The 25,340-nt window shown below is 74.2% G+C and carries 22 protein-coding genes; 7 read left to right on the plus strand and 15 right to left on the minus strand.

Annotated elements, in window-relative coordinates; genetic code table 11:
- Window positions 1-22 precede the first annotated feature (22 nt).
- Window positions 23-2,128, minus strand: a complete 2,106-nt coding sequence (locus tag ACWCSV_RS00655) for a HelD family protein (protein ID WP_451137696.1) — start codon at window positions 2,126-2,128, stop codon at window positions 23-25.
- A gap of 414 nt (window positions 2,129-2,542) precedes the next feature.
- On the opposite strand from ACWCSV_RS00655, the gene ACWCSV_RS00660 reads away from it, so the two are divergent.
- Both ACWCSV_RS00660 and ACWCSV_RS00665 read left to right on the plus strand, forming a co-directional pair.
- Window positions 2,543-2,731, plus strand: coding sequence for a hypothetical protein (locus ACWCSV_RS00660; RefSeq protein ID WP_451137697.1), 189 nt, complete (start codon window positions 2,543-2,545; stop codon window positions 2,729-2,731).
- A gap of 129 nt (window positions 2,732-2,860) precedes the next feature.
- Window positions 2,861-3,280, plus strand: coding sequence for a hypothetical protein (locus tag ACWCSV_RS00665; protein WP_451137698.1), 420 nt, complete (start codon window positions 2,861-2,863; stop codon window positions 3,278-3,280).
- A 48-nt stretch (window positions 3,281-3,328) separates the two neighbouring features.
- On the opposite strand, the gene ACWCSV_RS00670 is transcribed toward ACWCSV_RS00665, so the two are convergent.
- The 6 genes from ACWCSV_RS00670 to ACWCSV_RS00695 form a co-directional block, all read right to left on the minus strand.
- Window positions 3,329-5,008: a DNA repair helicase XPB gene (locus ACWCSV_RS00670; protein ID WP_451137699.1), complete on the minus strand. Its 1,680-nt coding sequence runs from the start codon at window positions 5,006-5,008 to the stop codon at window positions 3,329-3,331.
- A gap of 225 nt (window positions 5,009-5,233) precedes the next feature.
- Window positions 5,234-5,848, minus strand: a complete 615-nt coding sequence (locus tag ACWCSV_RS00675; RefSeq protein ID WP_451137700.1) for an XRE family transcriptional regulator — start codon at window positions 5,846-5,848, stop codon at window positions 5,234-5,236.
- A gap of 165 nt (window positions 5,849-6,013) precedes the next feature.
- Window positions 6,014-6,895 (minus strand): hypothetical protein, encoded by an 882-nt coding sequence (locus tag ACWCSV_RS00680; protein ID WP_451137701.1) that lies wholly within the window; start codon window positions 6,893-6,895, stop codon window positions 6,014-6,016.
- Between the two features lie 99 nt (window positions 6,896-6,994).
- Entirely contained in the window at window positions 6,995-7,132 is a 138-nt protein-coding gene (locus ACWCSV_RS00685) for a hypothetical protein (RefSeq protein WP_451137702.1), read from the minus strand.
- Window positions 7,129-7,401 carry a hypothetical protein gene (locus ACWCSV_RS00690; RefSeq protein ID WP_451137703.1) on the minus strand — a complete coding sequence of 91 codons (273 nt, stop codon included), beginning with the start codon at window positions 7,399-7,401 and terminating at the stop codon, window positions 7,129-7,131. The genes ACWCSV_RS00685 and ACWCSV_RS00690 overlap by 4 nt, the downstream gene beginning before the upstream one ends.
- 44 nt (window positions 7,402-7,445) lie before the next feature.
- On the minus strand, window positions 7,446-9,947 hold the full coding sequence (locus tag ACWCSV_RS00695) for a helicase C-terminal domain-containing protein (RefSeq protein ID WP_451137704.1): 2,502 nt from the start codon (window positions 9,945-9,947) through the stop codon (window positions 7,446-7,448).
- A gap of 72 nt (window positions 9,948-10,019) precedes the next feature.
- Between ACWCSV_RS00695 and ACWCSV_RS00700 the strand changes: the two genes are divergently transcribed.
- Together ACWCSV_RS00700 and ACWCSV_RS00705 are read left to right on the plus strand one after the other, a co-directional pair.
- The gene (locus ACWCSV_RS00700; protein ID WP_451137705.1) at window positions 10,020-11,450 is read left to right on the plus strand and encodes a hypothetical protein; all 1,431 of its coding nucleotides are present in this window, start codon (window positions 10,020-10,022) and stop codon (window positions 11,448-11,450) included.
- Window positions 11,451-11,535: 85 nt separating this feature from the next.
- Window positions 11,536-12,192 (plus strand): HAD family hydrolase, encoded by a 657-nt coding sequence (locus tag ACWCSV_RS00705; protein WP_451137706.1) that lies wholly within the window; start codon window positions 11,536-11,538, stop codon window positions 12,190-12,192.
- A 51-nt stretch (window positions 12,193-12,243) separates the two neighbouring features.
- Here ACWCSV_RS00705 and ACWCSV_RS00710 read toward each other — a convergent pair whose 3' ends face one another.
- Window positions 12,244-12,483 carry a hypothetical protein gene (locus ACWCSV_RS00710; RefSeq protein WP_451137707.1) on the minus strand — a complete coding sequence of 80 codons (240 nt, stop codon included), beginning with the start codon at window positions 12,481-12,483 and terminating at the stop codon, window positions 12,244-12,246.
- A 166-nt stretch (window positions 12,484-12,649) separates the two neighbouring features.
- On the opposite strand from ACWCSV_RS00710, the gene ACWCSV_RS00715 reads away from it, so the two are divergent.
- Window positions 12,650-13,033: a cold-shock protein gene (locus ACWCSV_RS00715; protein WP_451137708.1), complete on the plus strand. Its 384-nt coding sequence runs from the start codon at window positions 12,650-12,652 to the stop codon at window positions 13,031-13,033.
- Window positions 13,034-13,200: 167 nt separating this feature from the next.
- Here the strand turns inward: ACWCSV_RS00715 and ACWCSV_RS00720 are convergent, their stop codons facing one another.
- From ACWCSV_RS00720 to ACWCSV_RS00735, 4 genes are read right to left on the minus strand one after another with little or no spacing between them, the layout of a single operon-like run.
- On the minus strand, window positions 13,201-14,091 hold the full coding sequence (locus tag ACWCSV_RS00720) for a 1,4-dihydroxy-6-naphthoate synthase (protein ID WP_451137709.1): 891 nt from the start codon (window positions 14,089-14,091) through the stop codon (window positions 13,201-13,203).
- Window positions 14,075-14,770, minus strand: coding sequence for a futalosine hydrolase (locus tag ACWCSV_RS00725; protein ID WP_451137710.1), 696 nt, complete (start codon window positions 14,768-14,770; stop codon window positions 14,075-14,077). Before ACWCSV_RS00725 ends, ACWCSV_RS00720 begins: the two co-directional genes overlap by 17 nt.
- Before the next feature lie 40 nt (window positions 14,771-14,810).
- Window positions 14,811-15,290 carry a DUF2771 domain-containing protein gene (locus tag ACWCSV_RS00730; protein ID WP_450776629.1) on the minus strand — a complete coding sequence of 160 codons (480 nt, stop codon included), beginning with the start codon at window positions 15,288-15,290 and terminating at the stop codon, window positions 14,811-14,813.
- 27 nt (window positions 15,291-15,317) lie between these two features.
- Window positions 15,318-16,826: an MFS transporter gene (locus ACWCSV_RS00735; RefSeq protein ID WP_451137711.1), complete on the minus strand. Its 1,509-nt coding sequence runs from the start codon at window positions 16,824-16,826 to the stop codon at window positions 15,318-15,320.
- A gap of 425 nt (window positions 16,827-17,251) precedes the next feature.
- Here ACWCSV_RS00735 and ACWCSV_RS00740 point away from each other — a divergent pair, with 425 nt between their 5' ends.
- Together ACWCSV_RS00740 and ACWCSV_RS00745 are read left to right on the plus strand one after the other, a co-directional pair.
- Window positions 17,252-18,184 carry a DUF3027 domain-containing protein gene (locus tag ACWCSV_RS00740; protein WP_451137712.1) on the plus strand — a complete coding sequence of 311 codons (933 nt, stop codon included), beginning with the start codon at window positions 17,252-17,254 and terminating at the stop codon, window positions 18,182-18,184.
- A gap of 188 nt (window positions 18,185-18,372) precedes the next feature.
- Window positions 18,373-21,585, plus strand: coding sequence for a sacsin N-terminal ATP-binding-like domain-containing protein (locus tag ACWCSV_RS00745; RefSeq protein ID WP_451137963.1), 3,213 nt, complete (start codon window positions 18,373-18,375; stop codon window positions 21,583-21,585).
- 87 nt (window positions 21,586-21,672) lie between these two features.
- Here ACWCSV_RS00745 and ACWCSV_RS00750 read toward each other — a convergent pair whose 3' ends face one another.
- The 3 genes from ACWCSV_RS00750 to ACWCSV_RS00760 all read right to left on the minus strand — a co-directional run bounded on the left by ACWCSV_RS00750 (window position 21,673) and on the right by ACWCSV_RS00760 (window position 25,285).
- Window positions 21,673-22,101 (minus strand): VOC family protein, encoded by a 429-nt coding sequence (locus tag ACWCSV_RS00750; RefSeq protein ID WP_451137713.1) that lies wholly within the window; start codon window positions 22,099-22,101, stop codon window positions 21,673-21,675.
- Window positions 22,102-22,361: 260 nt separating this feature from the next.
- Window positions 22,362-24,914, minus strand: coding sequence for an HAD-IC family P-type ATPase (locus tag ACWCSV_RS00755; protein ID WP_451137714.1), 2,553 nt, complete (start codon window positions 24,912-24,914; stop codon window positions 22,362-22,364).
- Window positions 24,915-24,970: 56 nt separating this feature from the next.
- Complete coding sequence (locus tag ACWCSV_RS00760; RefSeq protein ID WP_451137715.1) at window positions 24,971-25,285, minus strand: DUF2530 domain-containing protein; 315 nt, start codon at window positions 25,283-25,285, stop codon at window positions 24,971-24,973.
- Window positions 25,286-25,340: the final 55 nt, after the last annotated feature.

Here is a 25,340-nt window from a genome sequence, read left to right on the forward strand (position 1 = left end):
CCCCGTACCTCTTCCCCGCGCCTCACACCGCGCCGGCCAGCGCCTGGGGCAGCGGGGCCGCGTGCACGACCGTGAGGCCCGACACCGCACGGGTCAGCGCCACGTACAGCCGGCGCAGTCCGGTGCGCTCGTCGGGCTCGCCGTCGACCACGGCCGCCGGCTCGTCCAGCACCACGTAGTCGTACTCCAGGCCCTTCGCGAGCGAGGCGGGGACCAGCGTCAGCCGTGACGCGGCGCTCGTCTCCTCGCCCGGCGACAGCACGGTGTGCCCGGCCGTCGCCAGCGCCTCGGCCAGCGCGGGGACGCGGGCGTCGGCGGCGATCAGGCCGATCGAACCCTCCTGCTCCAGCGCCTCCTCGCACGCGGCGACCGCCGCCGCGACCAGCTCCTCGGCACCGCCCACCGCACGGACCGCCAGCGAACCGGGCGACTCACGCACCGACTCGACCGCCGCGAGCCCGGGAGCGATCGCGGGCAGCAGCCGGGAGGCGTACGCGATCACCTCGCGCGGCACACGGAAGCCCGCCGTCAGCTCCTCCACGTGCGCGTCCCGCTTGCCCAGATGCCCGAGGGCGTCCGCCCAGCTCCGCGTCGACCAGGGCGTCGTGCCCTGCGCGAGGTCGCCCAGCACCGTCGCCGAACCCGTCGAACAGCGGCGCCCCACCGCCCGGTACTGCATCGGGGAGAGGTCCTGCGCCTCGTCGAGCACCACATGGCCCAGCGAGTGCGTACGCTCCACCAGATCGCGGGCCTCGTCGATGAGCACCGCGTCCGCCGTCGACCACTTCGCCGACTTCACGCTGCGGGCCGGCTTCGTCCACACCACCGCCTTCTGCTCGTCCTCGGTGAGCAGACCCTCCGCGTGCGCGGCCAGGAACTCCGGGTCGGAGAGCAGCCGCAGCACCAGCTTCGCCGGATCGACGGCGGGCCAGACCGCCTTCACCGCCGCCTTCACGGCGGGCGTCCGGGCCACCGCGTTCTGCACCCGGTCGTCCGGCGCCTCCCCGGCCTCCTCCATCCGCACCAGCACCCGGTGCGCGATGCGCTGCGGCAGCGCCTCGTGGGCGGCGCCGTACCGCATGTCGCGGGCGAGCAGCTCCTCGACCAGCTCCGCCACCTCGTACGCCGGGACCCGCCAGCGGCGCGAACCGCGCACCACCACGATCCCCTCGGTGGGCGGGGTGACGTGCGAGCGGATCGCCCGCCGCAGCACCTCGGCCATCCGCGCGTCGCCCTTCACCAGCGCCGCGGACGCCTCGTCCGTGCCGCGCACCTCGACGTCCTTGGTGACCAGGTCCTCCACGGTCGCCTGCTGCACCTCCATCTCGCCGAGTGCGGGCAGCACCTGCTCGATGTAGTGGAGGAACGACCGGTTCGGCCCGATGACGAGCGTGCCGGTACGAGCCAGCCGGTCCCGGTGCGCGTACAGCAGGAACGCGACACGGTGCAGGCCCACCGCCGTCTTTCCGGTACCGGGGCCTCCCTGTACGCAGATCGTGCCGCCCAGCTCGCTACGGACGATCTCGTCCTGCTCCGGCTGGATCGTCGCGACGATGTCCCGCATCGGACCGACGCGCGGCCGCTCGATCTCCGCCTGGAGCAGCTTGCTGGTGGTACCGGCGCCGGGGGCGTCGGCGGGAGCCGTGAGGTCCTCGTCCTCGTACGCGGTCAGCTCGCCGCCGGTGTAACCGAAGCGGCGGCGGAGCCCCACGTCCTGCGGGTCCAGGCGGGACGCCTGGTAGAAGGACTGCGAGACCGGCGCACGCCAGTCGATGACCATGGGGTCGCCGTGCGCGTCGTGGACGTGACGGCGGCCGATGTAGAACCGCTCGCCCTCCGCGCCCTCGGCGAACTCGCCGCCGACCGGGTGCCGGAAGTCGAGCCGGCCGAAGAAGAGCGGGGTGTGCGAGAGGTCGGCGAGTGCCTTGATGCGCTCGTCGATCTGCGCCTGGAGCACGGCGGCGTTCACCCAGTTGGCGGTGACGTCGCGGATGTCGAGGGCCTGGACGTCCTCGCGCATGACGCGCAGGGCCGCCCGGGACGCGGCGAGATGACCTCGCTCACGGGCCAGTGGATCGGTGGGGGGATCGGTGGGGGTGTCACTTTCTGCGGTGTGCGGCGCGGACACGGGTATGGCCTCCGGCAGTTCGACGCAGGGCGACGGCCGCACGGCGCGAAAGGGCGCACGGCCGGGTCCCGGTGGGCGATCACGAGGGGATACGCGCGAGGGCGCGCGTACCGGCCGCGCACGCGGTGGCGCGCACGGCAGTCGGCCGGTTTCCGTCCGGTCGGCGGCACTCCCCCGGCTGCCGGCGTGCGGAATGCCGGTACCACGGTGCGGGAGGGCGGGGCAGACCGGCGATTGTATCCAGGCCGTGAGGACCGGGCGAACCGGATTCCCGCAGGCCCCCTTCCTGCCCCGCGCGGGCGCCTTCCCGGCCCGCACGTGGCCGGGGTCCTGGCCTGTACGTGGCCGGGCGCCCGGCCCGTACGCGGGTGGGTTCCTCGCCCGTAGGTGGCTGGGAGGAGCACTCTGGAAGACATGAGCACCGCGATCCTGAACCCCCGCAGGACCGGCCCCGCGCACGGCGCGACCGCGGCCACCGGTCACCCTCGGTCCCACCCCCTCGGCGACGCCCTGCGCGCCGTCCGCGTGTACGTCACCACCGCCCTCGACGTTGCCGTCCGAGGGGAGTACGCCGTCGCCTCCGGCGTCCGCCGCGCCCGGTGAGACGGGACGGGTCTGTTGAGTACGGGACGGGTCTGTTGAGTACGGGACGGGCCGGTTGAGTACGGGACGGGACCCGGGATGAGTACGGACCCGGAGTTATCGGCTCCGGTTCCGCGATGGGCTGGTCCCATGCCTTCCCGTCGCCGAAGCCCCGGCCGAATCCGCAGCCCCCGCCCCGGCCCCGCAGGACCCGTCCCCCGCCGCATCCCCGGTGGCCGCTGGTCCGTCCCCGCCGCCGCCACGGCCCTGCTCCCGCAGCTGGCACCCGTGGTCGTCGGCCTGCTCTGGGTCGCCCTGCTCGCCGGCACCGGCTGCGACGAGGGGTGCGACCCCGCCGTGCGGGCCCCGCTGGACGTGGTGACCCTCGGCTACTCGCTCAGCCTCACCCTGACCCCGGCCGCGCTCGTCCTCTGCTGGCTGCTGGCGGTCCGCCGCTCCTGGTCCACGGCACGCTGGTCCGCTGCGCGCTGGGCTGCCGCCGGGCTCGCCTACGCGCCGCTGGCCATGATCGCGCTGGGCGTCATGCTGCTCTTCGTCCCGCGGCCCTGAGGGATGCCACCGGCGCCCGTACCTCCCGGGGCGCCGGCGATCCACACCTCAGTTCTCGGTGCTCTCCGTGCTCTCCGTGTTCCCGGTGTCCTCCGTCAGCAGATCGTCCGCGTCGACGATCCGGTACGCGTACCCCTGCTCGGCCAGGAACCGCTGCCGGTGCGCGGCGAAGTCCTGGTCGATGGTGTCGCGGGCGACCACCGAGTAGAAGCGGGCCTCGTGCCCGTCCGCCTTCGGCCGCAGCACCCGGCCGAGCCGCTGCGCCTCCTCCTGGCGGGAGCCGAACGTACCCGACACCTGGATGGCGACGGTGGCCTCCGGCAGGTCGATCGAGAAGTTCGCGACCTTCGACACGACCAGGACGTTGATCTCGCCCTGCCGGAACGACTCGAAGAGCTTCTCGCGCTGCGAGTTCGGCGTCTCACCCTTGATGACGGGCGCGTTCAGGTGCTCGCCCAGCTCGTCGAGCTGGTCGATGTACTGCCCGATGACGAGGGTCTGCTCGCCCGCGTGCTTGCGGACCAGGGCCTCCGTGACCTTCCGCTTGGTCACGGTGGTCGCGCAGAAGCGGTACTTCTCCTCGGGCTCGGCCGTGGCGTACGCGAGCCGCTCGTGGTCGGTGAGGTTGACCCGTACCTCCACGCAGTCGGCGGGCGCGATGTAGCCCTGCGCCTCGATCTCCTTCCACGGGGCGTCGAACCGCTTCGGGCCGATGAGCGAGAACACGTCCGATTCCCGCCCGTCCTCGCGGACCAGCGTGGCGGTGAGACCGAGCCGGCGGCGGGCCTGGAGGTCGGCGGTGAACTTGAAGACGGGCGCGGGCAGCAGGTGCACCTCGTCGTAGATCACCAGACCCCAGTCACGGGAGTCGAAGAGCTCCAGGTGCGGGTAGATGCCCTTGCGGCGCGTGGTGAGCACCTGGTACGTCGCGATGGTGACCGGGCGGATCTCCTTGCGCGTACCGCTGTACTCGCCGATCTCCTCCTCGGTCAGTGAGGTGCGCTTGATCAGCTCGTGCTTCCACTGACGGGCCGAGACGGTGTTGGTCACCAGAATCAGCGTGGTGGCCTTCGCCTCCGCCATCGCACCGGCTCCGACCAGCGTCTTCCCGGCACCACAGGGGAGCACGACGACCCCGGAACCACCGTGCCAGAACCCCTCGACCGCCTGCTTCTGGTACGGCCGCAGCGACCAGCCGTCCTGCGCCAGCTCGATCGGGTGCGCCTCACCGTCGACGTACCCGGCGAGGTCCTCGGCGGGCCAGCCGAGCTTCAGCAGCGTCTGCTTGATCTGCCCGCGCTCCGAGGGGTGCACGGCGACCGTGTCCGGGTCGAGCCGCGCCCCGACCAGCGGGGTGATCTTCTTCGACCGCAGCACCTCTTCGAGGACCGGCCGGTCGGTGCTGGTCAGCACGAGGCCGTGCACCGGGTGCTTGGACAGGGTGAGACGGCCGTACCGCGCCATCGTCTCGGCGATGTCGACGAGCAGTGCGTGCGGCACGGGGTAGCGGGAGTACTCCACCAGCGCGTCGACGACCTGCTCGGCGTCGTGCCCGGCGGCCCGGGCGTTCCACAGCCCGAGCGGCGTCACGCGGTAGGTGTGGATGTGCTCGGGTGCGCGCTCCAGCTCCGCGAAGGGCGCGATCACCCTGCGGCACGCGTCCGCCAGCTCGTGGTCGACTTCCAGCAGAAGTGTCTTGTCGCTCTGGACGATGAGGGGTCCGGTCACGCGCTGCGGCCCTTTCTCCGGGGGACGGCCGCCCATGCGGCCAAACGTCCAGTGTGCCGCATCCCCGCGCCCGGTGGGGGTGGCGGCGGGTGTGAGGTGCGGGGCGCGCGGTGCGGGAATGCGCGGGGCGTCGCGTGGCGGTGCTCAGGTCCGGGGCGGTGGCGGGGGCGTACGGCGTTCAGGTCCGGGGCGGGGCGGTACGGCGGTGGCGAGGGCGTACGGCGTTCAGGTCCGGGCCGGCGGCGGAGGCGTACGGGATTCCGGGGCCCGGACCGTCGCCCGCTCCCACAGCTCCTCTCCGTGTTCCGCGAACCGGTCGAACATCCCGCCCGCGCCCTGCCTGCGCAGATGGAGCAGTGGCGAGTCGTGCCCGACGAGCCGGGCGAGGTGGGGCGTGACCAGTGCGTCGTGGTCGAACCGGAAGACGGAGAGGCTGACGTGGTTGATCGCGTCCTCCGGCGCGCTGAAGCGGGTTTCCAGGCCCTCCAGCGGGCCGAGGCGATCCAGGTGTTCCAGGGTGATCCGGATGCGCGTGGAGACCGTCAGGGCCACGTCCTCGACGATCTCCCGCTGCTGGGTCACCTCCCCCTCCGGATCGCCCAGCAGGAACCGGACCCGGCACCCCGCCCGTGCCTTCCGGCGGACCGTCTCCAGGAAGGCGGGCACCTGGGTCCAGAGGAAGTAATTCGTGTATCCGGCGAAGAAGAGGTCCGAGCCGGCGTCCTCGGCCAACTCGCCCCACACCGTCGACGGGCACGCGGAACGGTACGGGTAGCTGCGGATCAGTTCGCGGTCGTGGCCGCTCTTGATGCGGTCCCCGAGTCTCCGGAGCCAGGTCATTTCTCGTCCACCCACTCCCGACGCCGGGCCTTTCCGTGACCGTAGCGAGAAGCGCTCCACGCCGTCCCCGGTTCGATGCGGATACGCCCCGGAAGGGATGGCACGGTCCGCACGGTCCGGACATCACCGTGCGGACGACGCCTCGGCCCGACCGCCCCGATCACCTCACGGATGCAGCACCGCCCCCAGCGGGTTCCCCGCCGCCTCCGCCGCCGGGCGGGACACGTACAGCGCGGTGTGGAAGGAGCCCTCGCTCTCCTTGCCGAGCGGGTCCTCGCCCGCGGCGAGGGTGGCGGCGACGGCGTACCGCTGCTCCTGCTCGCCGGTGAAGCGGCGTTGCGGGTAGGTCTGCGCGGTGTGCTTCTCCGTGGTCAGGCCGTGCGCGTCCAGGCAGTCGGCGATCGGCCGGTAGCTGCCGGTACGGAGGACGAACGCGGCCACCCACACCGGGGCGTCCGCCGCGGCGAGCAGCGGCCCGAAGGTGCGGGGGGAGAGGAAGCTGACGCCGCCGGTGACGGTGATCAGGCGCACATCCCGCGCGGCCCGCAGCAGGGCCGGGCTCGGGGGCGCGGTCTCCAGGTTCTCGGCGAAGCCGTCGTCGAGCAGGCCCACGGCCCGGGCGTAGGCGATGGCGCTGGGGGCGGCGTCGAGGCCGAGGACGCGGACCGCGTCGGGGCGCCGGTGGGCGGCGTAGAACTCCTTGTCCCGCTCGACGAGCCCGGCGGTGGTCAGCCCGGCGGCCTCCTCGGAGGTGTAGTGGGTGTAGAGGTCGCTCAGGGTGAGGTGGTGGTTGAGCAGGGCCGCGTTGATGCCGTACGAGCAGCAGAGGTCCAGCACCGTGGTGGTGGACGGATCGGCTCCGCCGTCCCCGGGGCCGAGGGCGGTGAGCAGGCGGCGGAAGACGCTTTGCGCGTGGTGCGGCGTCTGGTAGCCCCAGGGACCCAGCCCCCGGAAGAACGCACGCGGGTCGGGCTGGTCGTAGGCGTCGTCGAACGGGGTCATGGCGTCGGCCGGCTGTGCGGAATTCGCAGAACTCGCAGAACTCATCAGGCGTCCCTCCCGAGCGTCCCGGCGGCCCCGCGCCCGTGTCGGGCGCGGTCGCACGGGCGCCGGGACCGGGGCGGAACCGGCATCCTTCCGGGCGAGTCAACGCCGGAAGGCGCGCGCCGGGAACAGGGCGGGTCGGAAACCGGCCGGCCGGAAGTCACGGGCCGGCCCGAGCGCCGCCTCCAGGGAGGGCGCCGACGAGCCCAGCACCACGGACCCGGCAGGCTGTTGTCTCACGCGGTGTCCTTGCCGGAGGGCGGCGCGCTCCCTTCCCCGAAGAGCTCCCGCCGGGCGTCCTCGACCTCCTGCTCCGTGAGCGCCCCGTGTCCCTCTTCGTGCGAGGCCACGATGTCCGCGAGCCCGTCCATGGCGAGCTGACCTCCGACGGCCTCGGTGATGTGACCGGACGGGCCCCGGCGACTTGTCCGGGATCGCAACTCACTGATCAGCTGCGCGGGCATGGACACGGAGACACGCTCGGCGGTGCCGGCTCGGGTCGGCTTCATGGCCCCAGTGTGCGGCAGCCACCAGCGCGGTCGCGGCCCACTCCTCACTCCTCCGCCAGCTCCGCGACCCCCGTGATGCGGTGCAGCGGATACGTGCGGACCTCGTCGGCGGTGTGGTCGTACGCGGTGACGAAGCCGCCCTCCACCCGTACCGGGGCGATCACCCGCTGGCTGGCGGCGCCCTCCGCGTTGACGTACCCGATCCAGAGCGTGGACCCCGTCATGGCGGCGGCCTGGACGGTGGCGAGGGTGTCGGCCGGGGTGGTGCGCGGGAGCGTGCCGGACGGGGTGCCGGCCTCGTCGGCGGCGGGCTCCTTGCGGACGACCGTGGCGGCCGTGTCGCCGGCCCGGATCGCCCGTACCGCCGCGCCGAGCAGCGTGTCGTCCGGTACCGGCGGGCCCTCGGGCACGGGGACGGGGGCGGTACGCGGCGGGGTGCGGCGGGCACCGGCGCGGGTGATCAGGACGTCGCCCTCGGCGGACTCGGCGGCGGGGGCGTAACCGAGGTCGCGCAGCCCTTCGAGGAGGGACGCGGGGTCGGTCTGGGAGGCGAGGACGGTCGGGGCGAGCCGCCGCAGCCGCAGGACGGCCGCGCGCTTGTCGGCCAGGATCTCGTTGAGCACGGACTCGTCGTCGCAGCGTACGTACGAGGACGCGGCGCCGATCCGGAGGTGGCCGTGGCGCCGGGCCACGTCGTCGATGAGGTAGGTCAGCGGCTGCGGCACCGGGGTGCGGCTGTGCGCGGCGAGGAAGGCGTGCAGGTCGGAGGCGCTCTGTCCGGCGTCCAGCGCCCGGCGCACCGAGCCGGGGGTGAAGCGGTAGACCGTCGCGCCGCCCTTGGACTCGACGTCGGCGAGGACGTGCAGGACGTCGGCGAGCGGGCGTTCCAGCGGCCCGGGGGCGACGGCCGTCAGGTCGGCCTGGAGGAGTACGTGGTCGAGCGGTTCCGGCAGCAGCGGGGCGAGCAGGGCCGCGGCGCGGGCGGAGTCCTCCGGGGTGCGCGGGAGCAGGGCGCGGGCCTGGGAGGAGAGCGCGCCGCGGCCGGTGATGCCGAGGAGCTCGGCCTCGTTGACCGTCCACAGCGCGACGCGCGAACGCAGGTCCGACGTATCGCCTGGGGCGCTCGATCCGGTCCCCTCGGGGCGTGGGTGGACGTCGCCGCGTGATCCGCCGCGCAGCGGGCGCTCCCAGCGCAGCCGGGTGAGCAGGGTCGCGGGGTCGGGTGCGGTGCCGGGCGGCAGCGCGGCGAAGAGGGCGAGCACCCGGCGGCGTACGTCGGGGGCGGCGGAGCGGTCCAGTTCGGGGCCGAGCGCGGACAGGGCACGGCCCTTGGCGTCCTGTCCGCCGACGAGTCCGGCGGTGCGGGTGGCCGCCAGCCAGGCGAGCGCGAGGCGCGTCCACCGCTGGGCGGCGGGGAGTTCGAGCCAGTCGTCGTACGCGGGGGTGGCGCCGTACCGTTCGTCGGTCTCGCCGTCGGCGGCGAGCAGCCCGGTGGCGTAGGCGAGTTCGACCCAGAACGCGGCGACCGGTTCCGTCGTGTCGAGCGCGCTCGCGACCCGCTTCAGCTCGCGCACGCTCAGCCCGCCGGAACGCAGCACGGCGGGACCGCCGCCGTTCCAGAGCTTCAGCAGGTCCTCGACGGTGGAGAGCGCGAGGAACGCCTGCCCGGCCGCCGCCCTGTCCACAGCCTGGGGATCACGTTCGGCGACCGGCTCGACGGCCGGGGGCAGCGGTTCGGGTACGCGGTGGGCGCGCCCGGCCCGCAGGTGCAGGGCCGCCTCGCGGGGGAGTACGACGGTGCGCGCCGACACCGGGAGCAGCAGCCCGCGGTCGCGCAGCCAGCGGACCGGCGGGGTCGGGTTCGGCGTGATCTCGCCGTACGGCGGCCCCCACACCAGCCGGTCCAGCACCGACAGTGCCTCCACCGGCGCGGAGTCCAGGAGTTCCGCCATGCGCGTGCGGTCGGTGAAGAGGCCGGTCAGCGCGGCCACGGCGGAGACCGGATCGTAGGTGGCGGGGAGCCCGGCGGCGGTAAGGATCTCCTGGAGCCGGCCCGGCGACATCCCGGCGGTGGCCTCCGAGACGGTCGGCCCGAGCCCGGTGGGGGAGGGGTGCTGCGGGGACGGCGCGAGCAGCTCCCGCGCGGTGCGCACCAGGTGCAGCCGCTCGTCCTCGCCCCAGACCAGGGCCTGTTCGCGCAAGGTGTCCAGGGCACCCGGCAGCGCCGCCGCGATGGCGGCCCCGGCGTCCTCGTGGTGGGCGCCGTCGTCGTGCCCGTCGCCGGTCAGCAGCCGCAGCAGCGTCTCGTACGGAGCCGGGTCGGGGGCCACCGCGAGGGCCTCGGCGGTCTGCAGTGCGAACCGGTCGAGGTGCTCCAGCGCGCGCACCACGGAGGCCCGGGTGCCGGCCCGGGTGGCGAGCTGGGTGATGTCGCCCGGTACCGGCGTGAGCAGGTCGGGACGGGCGCGCAGCAGCCCGGCCAGCGCTTCGTCGCCGCGGGCACGCAGAGCTTCGGCGAGCGTGCGCGGTGGTGTGGTCGTCCCCATCCGTCCCACGGTAGCCGCTGGAACGCTACGGTCGGAGCAGGTCAGCCGGAGGGAACCGAGGGGACGGGCCACGTGGGGATCGAGAGCGACCAGCTCGTCTACGAGTTCTTGAGCCGTGTCGGGGACCTGGCGCAGCGACAACAGCTGTCCTCAGGAGCCCGGATGAGACTCGTCGGCCAGGTGCGCGACGAGATCGAGAAGCAGCGCGGGAAGTCCGGGGCGGACTCGCCCGCCGCGGTGCGGCGCATCATCGGACGCCTCGGGGATCCCGGCGAACTGGTCGCCGCCGCCGCCGAGTCGGCCCCCGGCGCGGAACCCGCCCCGCCCTCCGCCCCACTGCCGCCGCCGCGTTCGGAGACCTCCGCGCGGGAGACGGCGTACCGGCCCGGTGACACCCCGGCAGGTCCCGTACCGGCGCCCCGGCGCGGAGTGTTCCGCCCCCGGCCCGCCGCCGGGGAGGCCGGGGAGGCCGGAGCGAGGGGGGAGACCGGTGGAACCGGTGCGACGGACGGGCAGCGCCGCGAGGAGGGATCGCGGTGGGGCGCGTCGCCGTTCCGGAAGAGCCGGGGCGGGGGACGGGGTACGGAAGGTGCGGGAGGCCCAGGACGTACGGACGGCGCACACGAGCCGGACGCGCCGCACCCGGCGCACGGGGTGTCCGGGGTGTCCGGGGCGTCCGGACCGGGCGTGGGCCCGTCCGGCGTGGACTGGGCGGCGGAGACGGGGGACTCCGGGTACTGGCCCGACCCCTCCGCCCCGCACGTGATCGGCCTGGACCGGCTCGGCGACACCGTGGGCGAGCGCGACTGGTGGCGGGTCGAGCCGGGGCCGTTCGGCGAGTTCGGCGACGGGGTGCGGGTGCCGGGGTTCGTCGGCGGGGTGGAGATCCCCGCCCTGCTGAAGCCCCCGCCCCGCCCCCGTGCGGACGGCGAGGACGGCAAGGGCGGCAAGGACGGCAGGGACGGCGATCCGGACGGGGCGGACGGCCCGGACGGTACGAAGCGGGCAACCCGGCCCGGTGACCCGGAGGGCGCGGAGGACGGCGGCGAGGGCGCTGCGGGGGGCGCTCCGGTCGCGCCCGCCCGCCGGCGCCTGCCGCTGCCCCGGATGCGCCGGCGCGCCCCGGCGCCCGCTCCCGCCGCGCCCGCGGCCCCGGCCGGGCGCCGGTTCGGCCATCCCCTGCTGCTCGTCGCCGCCGCGCTGCTGGTGGCCGGTGCGGTGATCGGCTCCTGGCTGGCCCTCGCGGGCGGCTGGCTCCTCGCCTACAGCTCCCGGGCGCTCTCCCGGGCCGAGGCGAAGTGGGTCGCCCTGGGGCTGCCCGGCACGGTCGCGGCCGGGGCGGTGGTGTGGGTCTGGGGCAGGGTGCGCGGGCGCTGGGGCGAGCCGATCGCCGAGGGCGCCATGGGCGACGAGCTGACCGGCCTGTGGCCGGTGGTGCTCCGCACGGCGGCGGTGGCCTCGGCCGCGTACCTGGTGTGGCGGGCGCGCCGGGCCCGGGGCTGAGGAGCGCCCCGCCCGTACCTCCCCGTATCCCGCCGGGAACCCCCGACCGGCCCGCCCCGGCGTCCGGTCCGGGCGGGTCGGCACAATGGACGGCATGGCTTCGCACATGGTTTCGCACACGCTGACGGTCGGCTTCGACCTCGACATGACGCTCATCGACTCCCGGCCCGGCATCAAGGCCGCCTATGTGGCCCTCTCGGCTGAGACCGGGGTGCCCATCGACGCCGACCTGGTCGTCAGCCGGCTGGGGCCGCCCGTCGAGGACGAGCTGGCGAACTGGTTTCCGGCGGACCGGGTGGCCGCGACCGCCGACCACTACCGGGCGGCCTACCCGCGCCACGCGATCGCTCCCACCACCGCGCTGGCCGGGGCACGGGCCGCGATCGAGGCGGTGCAGGCGCTGGGCGGCCGGGCGATCGTCGTCACCGCGAAGCACCAGCCGAACGCCGAGCTCCACCTCACCCACCTCGGCCTCACCCCCGACCTGGTGATCGGCAACCTCTGGGCGGAGGGGAAGGGCACAGCGCTGCTGGCGGAGGGCGCGCAGGTCTACGTCGGCGACCACGTCGGCGACGTACGCGGGGCGCAGGTCGCCGGGGCGGTGTCCGTCGGCGTCACGACGGGCCCGTGCGACGCCGACGAGCTGCGGGCGGCGGGCGCGAACGTGGTCCTCGCCGACCTCACGGCCTTCCCGGACTGGCTCCAGGGGTACGAGGCGGGCCGCGCCGCGCTCACGTCGTAACGAGCGGACCTCGCGCGGGGCGGCGAGCGGCCCGCCGCCCTCTTCCGCGCCCTACGAGCGGCTCGCCGCCCTCTTCGGCGCGTTCGCCCACACCGAGCGGACGACGCCCGCGGCGGCGATCAGGAAACCGACCCCCATGAGCATGCAGACCGCGTACGCGATCGACGGGAAGGGGTCGGTGCCGAGGAACAGCGGGGCCACCGTGACCAGGGTGGCCAGTGCGCCGATGAAGAAGACGATGGCGCCGATCCGGACCAGTCGGTCGCCCGCGCCTGAAGGAGTAGTGCTCACCCGGCAAGGGTAGTTCCCGCTGACAGACAATGGCCCGGCGACGTCTTGTCCCGGGCCCAGGGGCCACTAGCCTGAAGATCGGCGGGTCCTGGCGGCCCGCTCTCCTGCTATCCGGAGCCGTTTCGCGGCTCCCCGCGCATCGACGAGCGACGAGGACGAGGACGAAGTGCCCACCGGCAAAGTCAAGTGGTTCAACAACGAGAAGGGCTTCGGCTTCCTCTCCCGTGACGACGGCGCGGACGTGTTCGTGCACTCGTCGGTCCTGCCCGACGGAGTCGACGGGCTCAAGCCCGGCCAGCGCGTCGAGTTCGGTGTGGTCGCCGGGCAACGCGGTGACCAGGCGCTTTCCGTCGCGATCCTCGACCCGACCCCGTCCGTCGCGGCGGCCCAGCGCCGCAAGCCGGACGAGCTGGCCTCGATCGTCCAGGACCTGACGACGGTCCTGGAGAACATCACGCCGCTGCTGGAGCGGGGCCGCTACCCCGACAAGGCGTCCGGTACGAAGATCGCCGGGCTGCTCCGCGCGGTCGCCGACCAGCTCGACGTGTAGCCGGACGGCATCCGGTACGCCACGTACCCGGTACGCCGACGACGGCGGTCCCTTCCCGGGACCGCCGTCGTCGTACGTCTGGCCGGAAACAGCCTCAGCCCCCGGGCGCCACCCCCCGGGCGACGCGCCGTCAGGTGCCCCGGTGCTCAGCCCCCGGGCTCAGCCCTTCAGGCGGTTTCGGGGAAGGCCAGCGCGTCCGGTGCGAGGGCCGGGACGAGCCCCTCCGCCGCCGCGCGGGTCAGCAGCCCGCGGATCGCCGCGTACCCGTCCTCGCCGAGGTCGGCCGTGAACTCGTTGACGTACAGCCCGATGTGCTGGTCGGCGACGGCCGGGTCCATCTCCTGGGCGTGCTCCAGGACGTAACCGCGGGAGACCTCCGGGTCGTCCCAGGCCATCCGGACCGAGGTGCGGATGGAGTCGGCCAGCGCGTGCAGCGCCTCGGCGCCCAGCGAGCGCTTGGCGATGATGGCGCCCAGCGGGATCGGCAGCCCGGTGGTGGACTCCCAGTGCTGCCCCATGTCGGCGAGGTTGTGCAGCCCGTAGTTCTGGTACGTGAAGCGGGCCTCGTGGATGACGAGTCCGCCGTCGACCTTCCCGTCGCGCACCGCGGGCATGATCTCGTCGAACGGCATGACGACGATCTCGCCGACCCCGCCCGGCACGGTCTCCGCGGCCCAGAGGCGGAAGAGGAGGTAGGCGGTCGAGCGCTCGCTCGGTACGGCGACCGTCTTGCCGGTCAGGTCGGTGCCCGGCTCGCGGGTGAGCACGAGCGGGCCGCAGCCGCGCCCCAGCGCGCCGCCGCACGGCAGCAGCGCGTACTCGTCGAGGACCCACGGCAGCACCGCGTAACTGACCTTCAGCACATCGCCCTCGCCGCGCTCGGCGAGGCCGTTGGTGATGTCGATGTCGGCGAAGGTGACGTCGAGCGGGGTGGCGCCGGGGACCCGGCCGTGCGCCAGCGCCTCGAAGACGAAGGTGTCGTTGGGGCAGGGGGAGAAGGAGATCTTCAGCGCGGCGTCCGTGCCGGTGGTGGCGGCGCCGTCAGTCGTTGCGGTCATGGTGGGTCCAACCTTCCAGTACGGGGATGAGCTTCCCGAAGGCTCCGGTGAGCGCGGCCAGGGCGTCGCCGATGCGCCAGGCGTCCCGGTCGCGGGGACCGACCGGGTTCGACACGGCCCGGATCTCCAGCACCGGCAGCCCGAGTGCGGTGGCCGCCTCGGCGACGCCGAACCCCTCCATCGCCTCGGCGAGGGCACCGGGGTGGGCGGCCGTCAGGGCGGCGGCGCGCTCGGCGCTGCCGGTCACGGTGGACACCGTCAGCACGGTGCCGGCCGCCGCGCCGGTGGCGGCGGCGACCTCCCGCACCAGCGGGGGCGGCGGCTCGTGGAGCACCCGGCCGAAGCCGAGGCCGGTGACGGGGACGAAGCCCTCGGGGGTCTCGGCGCCCAGGTCGGCGGCGGCGATGCCGCTCGCCACCACGAGGGAGCCGACGGGTGCGGCGGGCGCGAACCCGCCGCCGATCCCGGCCGACACGACGAGGCCGTACGGGCCGGAGGCCAGGGCGAACGCGGTGGCCGCGGCGGCGGCGGCCGGGCCGACCCCGCCCGCCAGCACATCCAGCGGGCCGGTGCGGTGCAGCTCGGCGCCGGGTACCCGACGCACCTCGGGAGCCTCCCCGGACGCGCGTGTGACCGCGTCCCGTTCGGCGGGAACAGCGGTCACGACGAGCACACGCACTTCGAGGACGTCCAGGGTGGGAGAGCGGAACCGACCGGGATCAGTCGGTCTTCTTCAGCTTGAAGTGCCAGATGCCGACGAGCTTCGAACCGTCGGTCTCGACGACGCTGACCTGGGTCTCGTTGCTCGTCTCGCCGGTCTGGCTGGAGAAGAACGCGCTGCCGGTGATGGACCGGTAGGTCTTCTTGTACGGCTCCTGCTCGGCCTGCTGGCCGTCGATGAAGAGCGTCCAGCCGTTGTCCGCGACCTCCGGGTCGACGCCGAAGCGGACCCGGTCGTCCATCGCGACGTCGATCGACTTGTCGGCCTTCTTGTTCAGGCAGCCCTGGATCAGCGATTCCTTGATGGGATCGCCGTCGTTGTAGCAGGCGGCCTCGGTCGACACCGAGGTCGTGCCGACCGTCACGGTGGCGAGCGGCGTCGGCTTGTCGCAGGCGGACAGGACGAGGAGTCCCGCGGACACGGCACCAAGAGCGACGCCGATTCGACGGCTCTTACCTGAGAAGAACGCAACGGTCATGGGCCGAAGGCTATCGGTCGCTCCGCTTCACGCCACGCGGGGGTGCGGTGAGCCGCGCCGCGCGGAGGTCAGGAGACCCCGTACGGACGTTGCGGCACCCAGCGCGAGGATTCCGGCGGCGACCGACATGCCCAGTACTCCATTGAGCGGCAGCGCGATCCCGATCCCGCCGCCGACCACCCACGCCATCTGAAGGATCGTCTCCGACCGTGCGAAGGCGGAGGTCCGCACCTCCTCGGGCACGTCGCGCTGGATCATCGCGTCCAGCGACAGCTTCGACAGCGCCTGGGTGAATCCGGCGACCGCACCGAGCACCGCGACGAACACCGTCGAGAAGAACAACGCGGCCAGCACCGCCGCGCCCAGCGCGATCCCCAGCACCGTCGCGACGATCACCTCCGGGCCGCGCGCCCGGAGCAGCGAGCCCACGGCCGTGCCGCAGGCGTTGCCCGCGCCCGCCGCGACGCCGACGATGCCGAGCGAGACGGCGGCGCTCTGCCCCGACAGCGGCTCGTCCCGGAGCAGGAACGCGAGGAAGAAGATGAGGAAGCCGGAGAGCGCGCGGTGCGCCGCGTTGGCCTGGAGGCCGTGCAGCACGGAACCGCCCACCGACCGCAGCCCCGGCCGTCTCTCCCGCTTCTCCCGGAGCCGCCGGGCCCCGGCCGGCGCCCGGCGTCCGGTCCATGCCCGCCCGGTACGGAGCAGCGTCGAGCCGGTCCGCGAGCCCCGGGGACGGGCGGCCCCACCGGCCCCACTGGTCCCATTGGACCCACCGGCCGCTGCGGTCGCCGTGCGGTGCTCCTCGACGAGGCGGGCCCGGCGCTCGCCCTTCGCGGAGTCCACCTTGGGTGGCAGCGTGAAGGCGAGGACGGTGCCGCCGAGGAAGATCACACAGGCGCCGACGAGCGGCCACGCCGATCCGGCCATCTGGAGCGCGGCACCGATGGGCGCCGCGATGCCGGTCGCCAGCAGCCCGGCCAGGGTGACCCGCGAGTTCGCCTTCACCAGAGAGAACCGCGGCGGCAGCAGACGCGGCACGACAGCGCTGCGCACCACTCCGTACGCCTTCGAGCAGACGAGCACCCCCAGCGCCGCCGGGTACAGCTCCAGGCCGCCGGTGGCGACCGCACCGGACATGGCGATCGCGAGCACCGCGCGGACCAGCATCGAGCCCGCCATCGCCGCCCGGCGGCCGTGCGGCAGCCGGTCGAGGAGCGGGCCGATCACCGGGGCGAGCAGGGTGAACGGCGCCATGGTGATCGCCAGGTAGAGCGCGACGCGGCCCCGGGCCTCGTCGGTCGGGACGGAGAAGAACACCGTGGAGGCCAGCGCCACGGTGATCATCACATCGCCCGCGCCGTTGACGGCGTGCAGTTCGATCAGCTTGCCGAGCCCGGACTCTCCCGCGCCGTGGGCGTGCGTCACCTTGCGGATGGACCGGCCGGTGCCGAAGAAGCCCGAGTGCAGCGCGCGCCGCATCGACCGGCCCGCCCTGCGGAGGGGGCCGGAGACGTCGTGCGACCGGACGGAAGCCACTTCGTCATCCTGCCCCAGCTTCTCTCCGGCGAACCGATGACGGCACGGGCGTCCGCCGACCGGGGCGCGGACGGCGGTACGGAACGGCTTCCCGAGCCCCCGGACGCCGGGAATTTCCCGGGCGCGGGCGGCCGGGAATCCACCGCGTCAGGCATCGGAAAGGTCGCGTTTGGGACGGGCAGGTGGGCGCGGGGCGGCGGAGAGGGTAGCGTGCGTTACGCGCCACCGGCGGTTGTTCTTGGCCGCGCGCCTCTCCGCGATCCCGCAGAATGGGTTACGAGAAGCACGCCCGAGGCAGGCAACAACGGGTGTGGACGTCGACGCGGTCCCCAGGTCCGCTCCGCCCACAGCCGTCATGGCTGAAATCGGACATCGATGGAGCCATCGGCGCGCTCGTGAGACTGCGTAGGAGAGAAGCGAGACCTGTGAGTGCTGCGACGACGCGAAGCCGTACGGCCCGTACCCCTGTTCCCGACCGGCTCTGTGCCGAAGCGGTAGATCTCGCGCGCGCCGCGGCCGAGGAGGCCGCTGCCCCCGGCGAGGTCGGCGAGCACGTGGCCGTGGTGGCCGAAGGGGACCGGGTCGTCACCCACTACTTCGAGTGCGAGATGTTCGGGTACCGGGGGTGGCGCTGGGCGGTGACCGTCGCCCGGGCCTCCCGGGCCAAGAACGTCACGCTCGACGAAACGGTGCTGCTGCCCGGCTCGGACGCCCTTCTCGCCCCGGAGTGGGTGCCGTGGAGCGAGCGGCTGCGCCCGGGCGACATGGGCCCCGGCGACCTGCTGCCCACCGAGGCCGAGGACCTCCGCCTGGAGCCCGGCTGGACCGGCGAGACCGTCGACGAGACGGAACCGCCGGTGGTCTCCGAGGAGCTGTCCGCCCTCGCCGACACCGAGGACGCCGAGCTGACGGGCCGCCGGCCCTCCGCGATCGGCCGGGGCTCCATCGCCTCGGTCGCCGAAGAGCTCGGCATGCGGCGGGCGCGCGTGCTGTCCCGGTACGGCCTGCACGCCGCGGCCGACCGCTGGGACGAGGAGTTCGGCCCCAAGACGCCGATGGCCCAGGCCGCCCCCGCGACCTGTGTGAGCTGCGCGTTCCTGGTCCCGCTGACCGGATCGCTGCGGCAGGCCTTCGGTGTCTGCGCCAACGAGTTCGGCCCCGCCGACGGCCATGTCGTCTCGCTGGCGTACGGCTGCGGCGGCCACTCCGAGGCGGCCGTGATGCCGAAGCCGCCGACGCCCGCCCCGCACGCCCTCGACACCATGCGGGTGGACACCTACCAGCTGCACCCCGAGCGGGACGGCGGGTCCGTCCCCGACGAGGCCGACGCGCACGCGGACGACCTCGGCCACTCCTGACGTACCGCACCGCACGCACGGCGGCCCCCGCCACCCCGGGGCCGCCGCGCGGTGTGCCGCACGCCCGCTGAACCCGCGTCGACCCGCTCCCGCGGACCGCGCCGTCGTCCCCGCGCGGTACGTTCGGGCGCACACTGGGCGGCAACGGCCGACGGGTCAGCGGAACAGAGCGGAGTCGAAGCGTGAGCATGAAGGCGACCGAGGGGGCCGATCCGTTCGGGACGGCACGGCTGCGGCGCGGCGTGCTCGACGCCTGGGGAGCCGGGCCGGCCCGGTTCCGCGAGGACGCCAACGCCGAGGAGGACCTCGCGCTCGGCGGGTACCGCGACCGCCTCGTGGTGGAGCTCGCGCAGAACGCCGCCGACGCAGCCGCCCGCGCCGGGGCGCCCGGCCGGCTCCGCCTCACCCTGCACCCCGGTGCGGACGGCACCCCCACCGTGCTGGCCGCCGCCAACACCGGCGCCCCGCTCGACGCCACCGGCGTCGAATCCCTCTCCACCCTGCGCGCCTCCGCCAAGCGCGAGGGCCACGAGACGTCCGTGGGCCGCTTCGGCGTCGGCTTCGCCGCCGTCCTCGCGGTGAGCGACGAGCCCGCCGTCCTCGGCCGCCACGGCGGAGTCCGCTGGTCCCTCGCCGAGGCCCGACTCCTCGCCGAGGGCGCCGCCGTCGGCAGCCCCGGCCTCGGCGACGAACTCCGCCGCCGCGACGGCCACGTACCGCTGCTGCGCCTCCCGCTGCCCGCCGAGGGTGCCGCGCCCGAGGGGTACGACACCGTCGTGGTGCTGCCGTTGCGCGACGGCACCGCCGAGGACCTGGTGGAGCGGCTCCTCGGCTCCATCGACGACGCGCTCCTCCTCACCCTGACCGGACTCGACGAGATCGTTGTCGAAACCCCGTCCGGTGTACGGACGTTGAGGCGATCCGCGCAGGGCCCGTACATCCACGTCGAGGACTCCGCGCACGGCACCAACCGCTGGCGCACCGTCTTCCACCACGGGCCCGTCGAGCCCGCGCTGCTCGCCGACCGGCCGGTCGAGGAGCGGCTGCGCCCCCACTGGTCGGTCACCTGGGCGGTCCCGGTGAACGAGGACGGCTCGCCCCGCCGCCCCGCCACCGCCCCCGTGGTGCACGCTCCGACGCCCACCGACGAACCGCTCGGCGTGCCCGCCCTGCTCATCGCCTCGCTGCCGCTGGACACCACCCGCAGGCACCCGGCGCCCGGCCCGCTCACGGACTTCCTGGTGGAGCGCGCCGCCGACGCCTACGCCGAACTCCTCGCCGACTGGCACCCCGTCTCCACCGGCACCCTCGACCTGGTGCCCGGCCCGCTCGGCCAGGGCGCGCTGGACGGGGCGCTGCGCGGGGCGATCCTCCAGCGGCTGCCCCGGGTCGCGTTCCTGGCCCCGGCCGCGCCCGCCGACCCGGCCGCCGCGGTCACCGAGCACTGGGCCGCCGAGGACTGGGCGGAGCCGGAGATCCCGGACGCCGTCCGGCACCGGGACTCCGCCGCACTGCGGCCCGTCGAGGCCGAGATCGTCGAGGGCGCGGGGGAAGGGACCGTACGGGTGCTCGCCGAGGTCCTGCCGTGCCTGCTCCCCGCCGGGCTGGAGCGCCGCACCGAACTGCGCACCCTGGGTGTCGGCCGGGTCCCGCTGACCGAGGCGATCGACCGGCTCGCCGGCCTGGAGCGCGAACCCCACTGGTGGCGGAGGTTCTACGACAGCCTCGCCGGGGTCGACCCGGACCGCCTCTCCGGGCTGCCCGTCCCGCTGGCCGGGGTGCCCGACGCCCCCGAGGGGCAGCCGCCCCGCACCACGATCGGCCCCCGCCAGGTGCTGCTCCCGCTGCCCGACGCGCTGACCGGCCCGGTGCTCGCCCGCCTCGCCCGGCTCGGCCTGAAGGTCGCCCACCCGGACGCCGCGCACCCGCTCCTGGAGAAGCTGGGCGCGCTTCCCGCCACCCCGCGCGCCGTGCTGACCACCCCCCAGGTGCGGGCGGCCGTCGCCGGATCGCTGGACGCGGGCGAGATCTGGGACGAGGACGCGCTGGACGGCGACGAACTCGTGGAGACCGTGCTCACCCTCGTACGCGAAGCCGAACTGAACCCCGGCGACGAACCCTGGCTCGGTGCACTCGCGCTGCCCGACGAGGACGGCGAGACCGCGCCCGCCGGAGAACTCGTGCTGCCCGGAAGTGAGTTCGCCGACATCATGCGCGAGGGCGAACTCGCCTTCTGCGACCAGGAACTGGCCGACCGCTGGGGCGAGCAGCCGCTCACCGCCTGCGGGGTCCTCGCCGGCTTCGCCCTCGTGCGCACCACCGACGTGGTGCTCGACCCGGACGAACTGGAGCCCCGCGACGGCGACTTCGCCGAACCCGACGACGCCGGACTGCTGGACGCCGTCGACGTCTGGTGCGAGGACCTCCTCGACCAGCTCCCCGACACCCCGGTACCGCCGGTGGCCACCGAGATCGTGGCCGTACGCGACCTCGACCTCGTCGCCGACGACGCCTGGCCGCAGGCGCTCGCCATGCTCTCCCGGCCGCCGCTCCGCGACGCCCTGACCCAGCCGGTCCGGGTGCTGCTCCCGGACGGTACGACCCGCTCGGTGCGCCCGTACACCGCCTGGTGGCTGCGCGACCACCCGGTGCTGGAGGGCCGTCGCCCGGCCGGTGTCCGGGCGGCGGGCGGCGACCCGCTGCTGGCCGGCCTCTACGACGCGGTGGACGCCACCGGCTTCGACGACGCCCAGGTGCTCCGCGCCCTCGGGGTACGCACCACGGTCGCCGCCCTCCTCGACGAGCCGGGCGGCGCCGCCGAACTGCTGGGCCGCCTCGCCGACGAGGACCGTCCGGTGACCGCCGTACAACTGCACGCCCTCTACACCGCGCTGGCCGACCTCGACCCCGAACAGGTCACCCTGCCCGACGCGTTGCGGGCCGTCGTGGACGGCGAGGTGGAGGTGGTCGACGCGGCGGACGCCGTCGTCGCCGACGCCCCCGACGTGACTCCGCTCGCCGGAGGGCTGCCGCTGCTGCCGGTCGCCCCGGCACGCGCCGCCGAACTCGCGGAGCTCTTCCAGGTCCGCCGGCTCGGCGACACGGTCGAGGCGGAGGTGGAGACCGAGGGCGAGGAGCACGAGGTGCCCGAATCCGTCCGCGTGCTGCTCGGCGACCGCACCCCCGAGACCTACGTCGAGCACGAGGAGCTCCACGCGGGCGGCGTCGAACTGGACTGGCGTCGCGCCCCCGACGGCACCGTGCACGCCTCGACCCTGGAAGGCGTGGCGGCCGGACTCGCCTGGGCGGCGGGCCAGTGGCCCCGCCGCTTCGAGGTCGCGGCCCTGCTTGAGGACCCGTCCCGCACGGAGGAGCTGGCCCGGGACCGCTGGTTCGACTGATCCCCGCGCCCGGTGGGCCGCCGCCCGTGCCCCGGAGCGGCGGCCCACCGGGCGAGAGCGCCCGGCGGACCGCCGCGTGGCGGCCCGTCAGGGGCGGACGTAGGGCCGGGTCATGATCTCCATGTTGTGGCCGTCCGGGTCCTCGAAGTACGCGCCGTGACCGCCGGACAGATGGTTGATCCGGCCGGGTTCGGTGTGGTGGGGGTCGGCCCAGTACGTGACCCCGACCGCCTCCAGCCGGGCGATCATGGCGTGGAACCGTGCCTCGGGCACGAGGAACGCGTAGTGCTGCGACTGGATCGGCTCGTCGGTCTTCGCGTAGTAGTCGAGCGTCACGCCGTTGCCGAGGTCGACGGGGAGGAACGGCCCGAACGGGGCGCCGACCTCCAGCCCGAGGATCGTGGCGATGAATTCGGCCGACAGGTGCCGGTCCGTGGCGTAGACGGCCGTGTGGTTCAGCTGGACGGCGGTCGCCGGCGGCCCGGAGGCGTGCGGGTGCTGCTGGTCGTACGGCATCAGTGGTGTGTCCCCGAATCTCTGGAGTCCGCTGGAGGGGGCGCCGCGAGGGGGCGCCAGGAGCGAAGACGCGGAGAAGGGGGGCGGGCTTCTGGCCCGCCTCGGGCTCACGCCGAGGCCGGGAACCCTGCTCGTGCGTGGCCCAAGGCCGACCCGGTAGTCACCCGAGCGACCCTAGTGGCCCGTCATGGGCCGGGCAACGCCGTTCCTCGGCCACTTTGGGGGAGGGGAGCGGGACACCCCGGATCCCGGAAGGGCGGCTACGCCCCGAAGCGGCGGCCCACCAGGCGCCAGACGTACTCCAGCAGCACCGAGGCCGCCCCCGCGATGGCCACCGCCGCCCACGGCATGGTGGTGCCCACCAGCTTCAGCGCGAAGAAGTGCTGGAGCCACGGCACCGCGAGGACGATCAGGAACGCCGCCCCCATCGAGGCCACCAGGAGGATCCGCCACCAGGTGTAGGGGCGGGCGATGATCGCCAGCACCCACATCGACACCAGGAACAGCGTCAGCGTCGCCGCGCTGGTCTCCGCGTCGAGCGCCCCGGGGCCGGAGTAGTGGCTCCCGGCCAGCATGTACGTGAGGAAGGTCGCCGCCCCCGCGATGACCCCGGACGGGATCGCGTACCGCATCACCCGGCGGACGAAGTACGGCTGGGCCCGCTCCTTGTTCGGTGCGAGCGCCAGGAAGAACGCGGGGATGCCGATCGTCAGCGTGGAGAGCAGCGTCAGGTGCCGGGGGAGGAACGGGTACTCCACCTGGAAGCAGACCACCAGGATCGCCAGCAGCACCGAATAGACCGTCTTGGTCAGGAACAGGGTGGCGACCCGGGTGATGTTGCCGATCACCCGGCGGCCCTCGGCGACCACCGACGGCAGGGTGGCGAAGCTGTTGTCCAGCAGCACGATCTGCGCCACCGCACGGGTCGCCTCCGACCCCGAACCCATCGACACCCCGATGTCGGCGTCCTTGAGCGCGAGCACGTCGTTGACACCGTCACCGGTCATCGCGACCGTGTGGCCGCGCGACTGCAGCGCGGCGACCATGTTCCGCTTCTGCTGCGGGGTGACCCGGCCGAAGACCGTGTTCTCCTCCATCGCGGTCGCCATCGCGTCCCGGTCCTCCGGCATCCGCCGGGCGTCCAGCGTGTGCTCGGCACCCGGCAGCCCGAGCTTTCCGGCCACCGCCCCCACCGAGACGGCGTTGTCCCCGGAGATCACCTTCGCCGCCACCCGCTGGTCCGCGAAGTAGCGCAGCGTGTCCCCGGCGTCCGGCCGCAGCCGCTGCTCCAGCACGACGAGCGCGGTGGGCACGGACCCGGCGGCGGCGTCCGGACCGTCCAGGCCGCCCCGCGCCCGGGAGAGCAGCAGCACCCGCAGCCCCTGCCGGTTCAGCTCCTCGATCGAGGCCAGCTCGGGATCGCCGTCGGGGAGCAGCACGTCGGGGGCGCCCAGCAGCCAGACGGAGTCGGCGGCGTCGGCGGCCCCTTCGACGGAGGCGGAGCCGTCCGCGCGGCCCGCGCCGTCCGCGCGGCCCGCGCCGTCCGCGCGGCCCGCGCCGTCGGCGCTGTCGGTGCTGTCCGCGGCGTCGGCGCTGTCGTCGGTGGAGCTGTCCTCGCGGAAGGCGGCGCCGCTGTACTTGCGGGCCGAGGAGAACGGCAGGGTGTCCGTCACCCGCCAGCCGCCCGGGTCGGGGTGGGCGTCCACGATCGCCTGGAGGCTGGCGTTCGGCCGGGGGTCGGAGCCGCCGAGGGCGCCGAGCACCCGGGAGACGTACTCCCGGTCGGCGGAGCCCAGCGGCCTGACCTCGGTCACGTCCATGCCGCCCTCGGTGAGGGTGCCGGTCTTGTCGAGGCAGACGACGTCGACCCGGGCCAGTCCCTCGATGGCGGGCAGCTCCTGGACGAGGCACTGCTTGCGGCCGAGGCGGATGACGCCGATCGCGAAGGCGACCGAGGTCAGCAGCACCAGCCCCTCGGGGATCATCGGCACGATGCCGCCGGCGCTCCGGGCGACCGACTCCTTGAAGTCGTTCTCCTTGACGACCAGCTGGCTGATGACGAGCCCGATCGCGGTCGGGATCATCATCCAGGTCACGTACTTCAGGATCGTGGAGATGCCGCTGCGCAGTTCGGACTGGACGAGGGTGAACCGGGACGCCTCCTCCGCGAGCTGGGCCGCGTACGCCTCGCGCCCGACCTTCGTCGCGGTGAAGGCCCCGCCTCCCGCGACGACGAAGCTGCCCGACATCACGGGATCGCCCGCGCGCTTGAGCACGGGGTCGGCCTCACCGGTCAGGAGGGACTCGTCGATCTCCAGGCTGTCGGCCTCGCCGACCGTGCCGTCCACCACGACCTTGTCGCCGGGACCCAGCTCGATCAGGTCGCCGAGGACGATCGCCGAGGTGGAGATCTCGGCGGCGGTCCCGTCGCGCCGCACGGTGGGTTTCGCCTCGCCGATGACGGCGAGGCCGTCCAGGGTCTTCTTGGCCCGCCACTCCTGGACGATGCCGATGCCGGTGTTGGCGATGATCACGAAACCGAAGAGGCTGTCCTGGATCGGCGCGACGGCCAGCATGATCACCCAGAGCACGCCGATGATCAGGTTGAACCGGGTGAGGACGTTGGCGCGCACGATCTCGGTGACCGAGCGCGAGGAGCGGACGGGCACGTCGTTGACCTCGCCCCGCGCGACCCGCTCCGCCACCTCGGCGGCGGTGAGCCCCCGGGGGTCGTACGGCGGGGGCGCGGCCTCCTCGGAGGGTGGGCGATCGGGGGTCTGCCCCCCGGAGGTGTCGATGGCCCGCTGCGTCATGGTTCAGACGGTACGGGCGGAACGCCGGGCCAGCCCGGCGACGTACGGGGGACGGGTCAGCCGGCCGCGCCGCCCGGCGCGTCCGGGCCGGCGTCGTGCGCCGCCGCGGCGGCCTCCGCCTCGCGGGCGGCGGCGTGGCGCTTGATGGCCGCGTCGCGGCCGCGTACGTACCAGATGCCGATCAGTCCGAGTCCGCCCCCGGCGAGGCAGGTCCACACCCACCAGAGGTGGCCGTGGTCGTCGAACCAGCCGTAGAAGGGGAGCTGCACGAGGAAGAGGACGAACCAGAGGATCGTGCCGCCGGTGATGGTGGCGACGACGGGACCCTCCAGGGGCTCGGGCGCCTCGTGCTTCGGTGTCCACTTCTCCATGGGCCCAGTCTATGGGCCGCCCGGTCGGGTATCGCGACGCAGGCCGGGCGGCTGA

The sequence above is a fragment of the Streptomyces sp. NPDC001770 genome (genome assembly GCF_053596135.1).

Excerpts from the sequence above, each read along its gene's own strand:
- ACWCSV_RS00665 (WP_451137698.1), top strand. The coding sequence starts at position 2,861 with ATGCCTTCCCGTCGCCGAAGCCCCGGCCGAATCCGCAGCCCCCGCCCC.
- ACWCSV_RS00745 (WP_451137963.1), top strand. The coding sequence starts at position 18,373 with ATGAAGGCGACCGAGGGGGCCGATCCGTTCGGGACGGCACGGCTGCGG.
- ACWCSV_RS00755 (WP_451137714.1), bottom strand. The coding sequence starts at position 24,914 with ATGACGCAGCGGGCCATCGACACCTCCGGGGGGCAGACCCCCGATCGC.
- ACWCSV_RS00675 (WP_451137700.1), bottom strand. The coding sequence starts at position 5,848 with ATGACCTGGCTCCGGAGACTCGGGGACCGCATCAAGAGCGGCCACGAC.
- ACWCSV_RS00680 (WP_451137701.1), bottom strand. The coding sequence starts at position 6,895 with ATGAGTTCTGCGAGTTCTGCGAATTCCGCACAGCCGGCCGACGCCATG.
- ACWCSV_RS00750 (WP_451137713.1), bottom strand. The coding sequence starts at position 22,101 with ATGCCGTACGACCAGCAGCACCCGCACGCCTCCGGGCCGCCGGCGACC.
- ACWCSV_RS00695 (WP_451137704.1), bottom strand. The coding sequence starts at position 9,947 with ATGGGGACGACCACACCACCGCGCACGCTCGCCGAAGCTCTGCGTGCC.
- ACWCSV_RS00690 (WP_451137703.1), bottom strand. The coding sequence starts at position 7,401 with ATGAAGCCGACCCGAGCCGGCACCGCCGAGCGTGTCTCCGTGTCCATG.
- ACWCSV_RS00720 (WP_451137709.1), bottom strand. The coding sequence starts at position 14,091 with ATGACCGCAACGACTGACGGCGCCGCCACCACCGGCACGGACGCCGCG.
- ACWCSV_RS00760 (WP_451137715.1), bottom strand. The coding sequence starts at position 25,285 with ATGGAGAAGTGGACACCGAAGCACGAGGCGCCCGAGCCCCTGGAGGGT.
- ACWCSV_RS00660 (WP_451137697.1), top strand. The coding sequence starts at position 2,543 with ATGAGCACCGCGATCCTGAACCCCCGCAGGACCGGCCCCGCGCACGGC.
- ACWCSV_RS00705 (WP_451137706.1), top strand. The coding sequence starts at position 11,536 with ATGGACGGCATGGCTTCGCACATGGTTTCGCACACGCTGACGGTCGGC.
- ACWCSV_RS00730 (WP_450776629.1), bottom strand. The coding sequence starts at position 15,290 with ATGACCGTTGCGTTCTTCTCAGGTAAGAGCCGTCGAATCGGCGTCGCT.